We start from the raw sequence: 8,066 nt of genomic DNA on the forward strand, positions 1-8,066 counted from the left end.
GCGGTGAAGAATACATTCATATCTTTCTTTTCGATTAGCAGATCGTTATTATGTAGTTTCTCACTGATTACCTCATTCATAAATTCAAAAAATAGCCGATCTGTTTTCATAATGGCATATAAATTAATTATTTTTGCATTTTCAACAGAACCATCTAACATTAAATCAGTTAAAACTTGATCGATTACTTCAGCTCTTCTCATAATAGAAGGTAATGTCCGATTCATTCTTCCTTTATTTTCAAATTGGAATAGGTTTCCATCGATTACTTTTTTTCTGATTTCAGGTAATGTTAATCCCTGTTGTTTTAGTTTTATGACCTGTTTAAGCTCAAATAATAAATAAGACGCACCGTTCAAGCTCGAAGAATATTCTAATTCTATTGTCATCGAAACCTACCTCTCATACAAGACTTTTATCCTATTTTCTATTCTAATATTTTCCCAACGACAGCGAGTCTCCTCTTTCCATTGCTGTTGAACGACTTTTGTAAAATCATTTTTTTCAACTTCTCTTGATTAAAGCTCATATAAGCTTTTTATACCTTCTATAAGCTCATCCTCTTTAATTTCTTCTTGACAACAGGAAAATCAACGAACTGATTTAACACTACTGTTAAATCCCTTTGCGCACGGAAAAAAGTCTTACTTCCACGAAGGTCACCTCGTAACGTAGTATTCACTTGACTCTTATTCTACTTTTACTCTAGTATTAATTCAATTTTCCTTGAGTCATTCAAGAAGCTCATTAAGAAATTAATTACACGAATATGAGAAGTATATAATAAAACTATTGTCGTTCTTTTTACAATTAGTACCCAAAAACTTTTCCTTTTGGGTACTAATCAATGAATAAAATAAGGCGTAATCGTGTGGAAAGATTTTAATATTTGCACCTTTACTCAGGTGGCCATGCGATTCTTCCCAAACTTATTTACCGCCTCCTCTTGAATGAAAAAAGCACCTCACACGGGAAGTGCATTGACTAAGCTTTAGCTCTAACAACTTATTTCGTTTTCATTTCCGCTGAGATTTCCTCGATTTCTTTTATCGATAAGCCTGTTGCTTTCTCGATAAAACGATACTCCATACCTTGTTTTATCAAATTAATCGCAACTTGTTTTATCCCTTTTTCGATACCTTGTTTTAGCCCTTGTTTTTTACCTTCTTCTATTAATTGTTCAGCTATTGTCATCACAACATCTCTCCCTTCTGGATAATTCGTTTCAATTTCCTTCATCATATCCACCAATTCCGATTTCGTTAAGTTTCTTCCGGCGCTAAATATATATCTAAGTAGAGTTTCAAAGTAACGAATCCCAGTTTGGTGATCCTCTAATTCCCGCAAGTATTTTACAGCCCTATTAATGGTAGTAAACAAATCTATACTATCCTTAGTGAAGATATCTCGTAATGTCGTTAATATAATTTGAAGCTGGGCTCTCCTTTTATATCCTCATCTTTATATTTTGAAAGATCATAAAGCAAGTATTCAAAGTTCGGAACAAGCCGCTGAATATTTGGTGTAAGTCCTTCATATCCCTGTATTATTTCCCCTAAACTCAATCCTATATTCCAATCTTTTTGACCGTGATAAATGACTTAAGGAATAACAATTGGAAGCTCATTGCTCTTTTCCTTTTCACTTTTTGCCTCCCATATTTCTATTATATATTTTAACAGTTGAAGAGCGGTTTTATGATAAATATAGGTATCCTTCATTGCCACAAATATTTACCTTAAAAAGTAAATCCGAAAAGTTTTCTTTCAATTTTTCATTAATAAAACGATCCTTTTCTGGTTCAAGAGTGTTGACATCAATCATCTCCATTATACTTTCTGGCAAATAATTAGTTAAAAAATCCTTCGTGACCGTCACATCTCCAAAGGTCTCTTTAAAAAATTTATCATGTGGATTTTTCAGCCACACCCCTCCATCTCCCCCTAATCCTATATGTGCTACTTTAACTTATTATACAAATTCATTTATTTCTTTACTATTTCAATTCCTATCAAATTTGCGAACAACAAGCAATTTCCTATTAGCTAAAAAACACCCCTTCCTTCTTCTTTCTTGCAGGTCTGGGATGTTTTTATAATGGAAAAAGAGCACACTCGTTTGTTCTAATCTCTGTTTACATCTTCGCTAATAATCCTATGAATAATTCATAGTTATGTTTCACACCATCATCTAAATCAATCTCAATTTGCCTATCTGCCATATGGTGTAATCGTTCATCATAAACTTTCAATTCGTCTATCTTTTTATTAAGGGATTTCAATTCTCTTTTTGCGTTGTTTATTTCTCTTGTTGTGTAATCTCCTTCAATGATATCAAGCAACTCCTTTTTCTCTGCTTCGAGGCGAGTTTGCACTTCATGTAAATAATCTGTACGAATACGAGATAGGGTTGTTTTATCATAACGATGCATGTAGATAAGACAGTTAAACGCCTTTTCCTTACCAGATGTAAAGAACCAATAAATTGGCCGTTTCCTGTAGGTTTGTACATGATCCTTAAAGAAATCATTTAAGAAATATCGACGTATAGTTTCCTTTGCTGTCTCATTCGCTTTCCGTCCAATCGCATCAGCAATAAAATCAAGATTCTCTTCAAGTGTTTCTTCATTAAAAGTCACTCGTACAAAATCAACAAACCTAGATACAATATCATCTTCAAAATATGGCCCTGACAAGATTGGTAAAATATTGTCTTTATCTACTGGGAAGGTTTGATAACGAGATGGGTCAAACTCACCACCAGCGTAAACGAGACCTTCCTCGTCAAGTGAATAACGACCGAAAGAACAACCAATGAAATAGGATATAAATTGTTTTATAATATCTTCTTTTGTTAAAACATAATGATTTCCTTTCATTTGCACAGGGATTTCTTGTTCTGTATCAAAGACTTTTGCAATAGTCATATCTCTATCACTTACTTCTGGAGTTAATTCATCTTGTAAATGATAGACTTCAATAAAAATACGATTAAGTTCCCTTTCGTTTTTCTTTAATTGCTCAAATAAATCATTTTCAAATTGTTTAAAGGAGTAATAGCTATTTTCTAAATTTGATTGTTTACATTTTATTAAAGGATTTGTTCGAAAATCCCAAGAAGTTTCATAATGGTTCCATTCCTTTTCTGAAAATAAAATGTTTTTATTTACTAATTCTTCTACCTTTGCTTTTATATGATCTTTTATAATAATAGGGAAGTTATTAAAGTCCCCAATTTGTAAATTTATTGTTGGATTTAGCATTTTGAATATATAATTAGCAATCTTTGTACTCATGACACCTAAAATATATTTCAAAATAGGAGTGTCATTTTCTTTTTCAAATGCAGACATTCCTGAAACATCATGTATACTCCCGCTTTTTCGGTATCTTATACTAAATCCACCACTTGTAATTAATGACCAAGTAATCGCTTCTCTAAAATAATATTGAGGGCTTCTCACTACTGAACGTTGCTTCCCTCTACTATCTTTAAAATTTCTTATTTCTTCACCATCATTCTCCCAGTTTACAATATAATCATAGTTCCCGTACCATTGGCGACGCCCGCCACCTTTATTGTACGGAACCCATTTACTTCCACTTACTTTTGCTTCTTCTGTTGATTTCGTATCATATTTAATTGTTGAATTATTCGGCTCCCACCATAACCTTAAAAACCGTTCATTATCAGCAGTTGCTAATCCCTGTTTAGCATCTAATAAATCACTTAATTTTGTCCCAACTTCAAAATCTCTAATGAGGTTCTCACTTGCCCAATAAACAATTGGACTTCCCGGAATTTTTCTGAAATCTCCTTGACTAAATAAATACTTATAAGAAACTGAAGAATTTCGGACAGCCACCATAGCTTTTTCTTTCTTCTCAGCTGCTGTTTTTTCTTCTATCAATCTGATATAGGTTCCTTTATTATCGTCGGCACCTTTTTCATTTCGCCATACAAATGTAGTAGACTGTACTACTTCTCCGCCGATTTCCTCAAATGCCCTTGGCCCTAGGTGAATCATCGTATCAATAAATTTACTGTTAATGATTTTTATTCGTAATTGTTCATAGCTTGATAAGAACATCCATGAATGTTGGTTTATGGCTCCATAAAATCCGTTTTTCTTTAAATAATGATCAACTTCCATAAAGGAAGCGAATAAGTCGGATTTAGAATTAGGGTAATTTTTTCTAAGGAAATCAGATAATTCTTTGTTCATACTTCCAGACCCCATATAGGGCGGATTCATGACGACAATATCATACTGCTGTCCCATAATATTCGTTTGTTTTATAAGCAATGGAAGTAGTTCTAATGCTTCCTCACGCTTTTTCCCTTGAAACAAGTCTGTTACAGGGGAATCCTTCATTTCTTTCAATCTATTTTCTAAAAATGCTGTATCTGTTTCATTTACTTTTATAAGTGAACCAAACATTTTAGCATTTCTATACTGTTCAAAAAACACCTTTGTTTTATTAAATACTTCCCCATTTTCTTTACCAGCAATAAACGCGATGTCCTCATCTGTCCATCCGTTTGTTTCTTGAATGGATGCTAAATTCATCGTTAATCCATCTCGCTCAATGCTTCTAAGGAATCTTCTATTGTACTGAAGGGCCTTCATTACGACTGAAAAGCATGCTAATTGGTAAGCACGGTCGTCAATGTCTAATCCATATAGATTTTTCTCAATAATTAAACGTGGTATTTCTCTTTCCATATATCCACACTTACTATATATTTCATAAAGAACATCAAACATATAGACTAAAATGTGGCCACTTCCCATTGCGGGATCAAAACATTTAATATCTTCAACATTTAACTCTTTATTTACATAGGGAGCAATTTTTTCTTGAAAGTCTTCTTGCTGATGTTTGATGAAAAATTCCCAGTTCGTAATTAAATCTTCATGTTCAGGGTGTGCTTCCGTCCAGTACCTTCCTAATGAATTTTGCACCATATATTGAACAATCCAGTCAGGTGTAAATAGTTGTGTTGCATAAGGGATTTCTTCTGCCTTGTATTTCCTTTTCGCTTTAAACACACGATCTTTTTCATCAGCAATATAATATTGATACAGCCAGCCAATAACTTCAATTTGCTCCCAATTATCTTCTGGAATCACTTCCGTATCCGTCATTTTCCGAACAAATGAATCTGTTCCAAGTAACCCTTCAGGAAATAATATCTCTGTATAGTCTTCAATCGTTTCAAACATAAATGGCATGTAACGGTTTAAGTCATTACAATGCATTTTAATCAGATATTTAAACAGTTCATCTGTTTGATTGTTCATTTTGAGTTCATATACGTATTCTTTATCCAAGTCTAAATCAAGTGATAACGCCTCTTTCATCATATCTGGTTCTGAACGATCCCCATGAATAGACGATAAAACCCGGACTTTCGTTGGAAGATAATCATTGACTTCCATGAAACGTAAAGCAATAAAACGGTTAAACCAAGTGTATGCCGTTTCTTCTATCACGCGTTCGAAACCAATTTCATTGATACGCGCAATGAGTTTATTCCGTTGTCGTCTTTCTATATCTGAAAGCTGTCTGCCGTCAATAAAGACGGCGTCCGAGCTTTCAACATTTGCTTTTTGAATGGATTCAGCAGTGATCCCAATTTTTCTTGCTTGTAATTCCACTCGTTCCAGCAGTTCTTTACGAGCTTCTGTCGCAAACTTTTTCAATGCACTTTTATTCATTACTTTCACCCTTATTCAATCNAAAAGAATTCAATCCAGTTGTTAGTGCGGACCATGTTATTCCTTTTTTAAAATAATATTTATAACCATTTAATACACCTATTTTACGAATTTCATACCCATCATTTTCAAAGTTTACAATAAGATCATTTAAACCATACCATCTTCTGAATCCCCCACCTTTATTATGGGGAAACCATTTATATCTTCTATAATTTTCTATTGAATCCTTCTCTACTAAATACAATTTATCGAATGAAACTTCATGCCAATGCCTTAAAAATAAATTATTATTCCCAGTCTCTAAACCCCTTATTGCTTTATAAGAGTCACCTAATTTTGGGTTATTGGCAAAGTTTTTAATCAATTTATTACTTAGCCAGTAGGCAACAGGAGAACGTGGAATCTTTCTGAAATCATCTTGATTGAATAAATATTTATATAAAACGTCTGGGTTTTGAACAGCTTTAATAGTTTTTTGCTTCTTTTCACTAGCTGTTCTATCATTAATTAATCTTAGATAAGTGCCTTTACCCTTTTTTTGTCGAGCATTTCTCAACACAAACGCAGTAGACTGCACTACTTCCCCACCAATTTCCTCAAATGCCCTTGGTCCTAAATGTAACATTGTGTCAATGAATTTCGTTTCAATTATTTTTTTACGTAATTTTTCAAAACTTGATAAGAACATCCATGAATGCTGATTGATAGCCGCATAAAAGCCATTTTTCTTTAAATAATGGTCGACTTCCATGAAAGAAGCGAATAAGTCGGATTTAGAATTAGGGTAATTTTTTCTAAGGAAATCAGATAATTCTTTGTTCATACTTCCAGATCCCATATAGGGCGGATTCATGACGACAATATCATACTGCTGTCCCATAATTTTCGTTTGTTTTATAAGCAATGGAAGTAGTTCTAATGCTTCCTCACGCTTTTTCCCTTGAAACAAGTCTGTTACAGGGGTATCCTTCATTTCTTTCAATCTATTTTCTAAAAATGCTGTATCTGTTTCATTTACTTTTATAAGTGAACCAAACATTTTAGCATTTCTATACTGTTCAAAAAACACCTTTGTTTTATTAAATACTTCCCCATTTTCTTTACCAGCAATAAACGCGATGTCCTCATCTGTCCATCCATTTGTTTCTTGAATGGATGCTAAATTCATCGTTAATCCATCTCGCTCAATGCTTCTAAGGAATCTTCTATTGTACTGAAGGGCCTTCATTACGACTGAAAAGCATGCTAATTGGTAAGCACGGTCGTCAATGTCTAATCCATATAGATTTTTCTCAATAATTAAACGTGGTATTTCTCTTTCCATATATCCACACTTACTATATATTTCATAAAGAACATCAAACATATAGACTAAAATGTGGCCACTTCCCATTGCGGGATCAAAACATTTAATATCTTCAACATTTAACTCTTTATTTACATAGGGAGCAATTTTTTCTTGAAAGTCTTCTTGCTGATGTTTGATGAAAAATTCCCAGTTCGTAATTAAATCTTCATGTTCAGGGTGTGCTTCCGTCCAGTACCTTCCTAATGAATTTTGCACCATATATTGAACAATCCAGTCAGGTGTAAATAGTTGTGTTGCATAAGGGATTTCTTCTGCCTTGTATTTCCTTTTCGCTTTAAACACACGATCTTTTTCATCAGCAATATAATATTGATACAGCCAGCCAATAACTTCAATTTGCTCCCAATTATCTTCTGGAATCACTTCCGTATCCGTCATTTTCCGAACAAATGAATCTGTTCCAAGTAACCCTTCAGGAAATAATATCTCTGTATAGTCTTCAATCGTTTCAAACATAAATGGCATGTAACGGTTTAAGTCATTACAATGCATTTTAATCAGATATTTAAACAGTTCATCTGTTTGATTGTTCATTTTGAGTTCATATACGTATTCTTTATCCAAGTCTAAATCAAGTGATAACGCCTCTTTCATCATATCTGGTTCTGAACGATCCCCATGAATAGACGATAAAACCCGGACTTTCGTTGGAAGATAATCATTGACTTCCATGAAACGTAAAGCAATAAAACGGTTAAACCAAGTGTATGCCGTTTCTTCTATCACGCGTTCGAAACCAATTTCATTGATACGCGCAATGAGTTTATTCCGTTGTCGTCTTTCTATATCTGAAAGCTGTCTGCCGTCAATAAAGACGGCGTCCGAGCTTTCAACATTTGCTTTTTGAATGGATTCAGCAGTGATCCCAATTTTTCTTGCTTGTAATTCCACTCGTTCCAGCAGTTCTTTACGAGCTTCTGTCGCAAACTTTTTCAATGCACTTTTATTCATTACTTTCACCCTTATTCAATC

At 33.7% G+C, this 8,066-nt stretch carries 5 protein-coding genes and 1 pseudogene; all 6 read right to left on the reverse strand.

All coding sequences use genetic code 11. The features are described from left to right. Positions 1-389, reverse strand: a 389-nt coding sequence (locus BN2144_RS04700) for a BrxA family protein (protein ID WP_033827167.1), incomplete at its 3' end; no start/stop codon positions are given. A 616-nt stretch (positions 390-1,005) separates the two neighbouring features. Further along, on the reverse strand, positions 1,006-1,380 hold the full coding sequence (locus BN2144_RS20275) for an RpnC/YadD family protein (protein WP_222860080.1): 375 nt from the start codon (positions 1,378-1,380) through the stop codon (positions 1,006-1,008). A 38-nt stretch (positions 1,381-1,418) separates the two neighbouring features. Further along, positions 1,419-1,721: pseudogene (locus tag BN2144_RS20900) on the reverse strand (Rpn family recombination-promoting nuclease/putative transposase). Next, positions 1,696-1,929, reverse strand: a complete 234-nt coding sequence (locus tag BN2144_RS20280; protein ID WP_222860085.1) for an Rpn family recombination-promoting nuclease/putative transposase — start codon at positions 1,927-1,929, stop codon at positions 1,696-1,698. Before BN2144_RS20280 ends, BN2144_RS20900 begins: the two are co-directional and overlap by 26 nt. A 205-nt stretch (positions 1,930-2,134) precedes the next feature. Further along, complete coding sequence (pglX, locus tag BN2144_RS04710) at positions 2,135-5,722, reverse strand: BREX-1 system adenine-specific DNA-methyltransferase PglX (RefSeq protein WP_033827168.1); 3,588 nt, start codon at positions 5,720-5,722, stop codon at positions 2,135-2,137. Beyond that, on the reverse strand, positions 5,715-8,045 hold the full coding sequence (pglX, locus tag BN2144_RS04715; RefSeq protein ID WP_082195144.1) for a BREX-1 system adenine-specific DNA-methyltransferase PglX: 2,331 nt from the start codon (positions 8,043-8,045) through the stop codon (positions 5,715-5,717). The genes pglX (BN2144_RS04710) and pglX (BN2144_RS04715) overlap by 8 nt, the downstream gene beginning before the upstream one ends. Between the last annotated feature and the right edge of the window lie 21 nt (positions 8,046-8,066).

The sequence above is a fragment of the Bacillus andreraoultii genome (assembly GCF_001244735.1).
GTDB classification, from domain to species: Bacteria; Bacillota; Bacilli; order Bacillales; family Caldibacillaceae; genus Caldifermentibacillus; species Caldifermentibacillus andreraoultii.

Coding starts and splice junctions, on each gene's coding strand:
- pglX (WP_033827168.1), bottom strand. CDS start 5,722: ATGAATAAAAGTGCATTGAAAAAGTTTGCGACAGAAGCTCGTAAAGAA.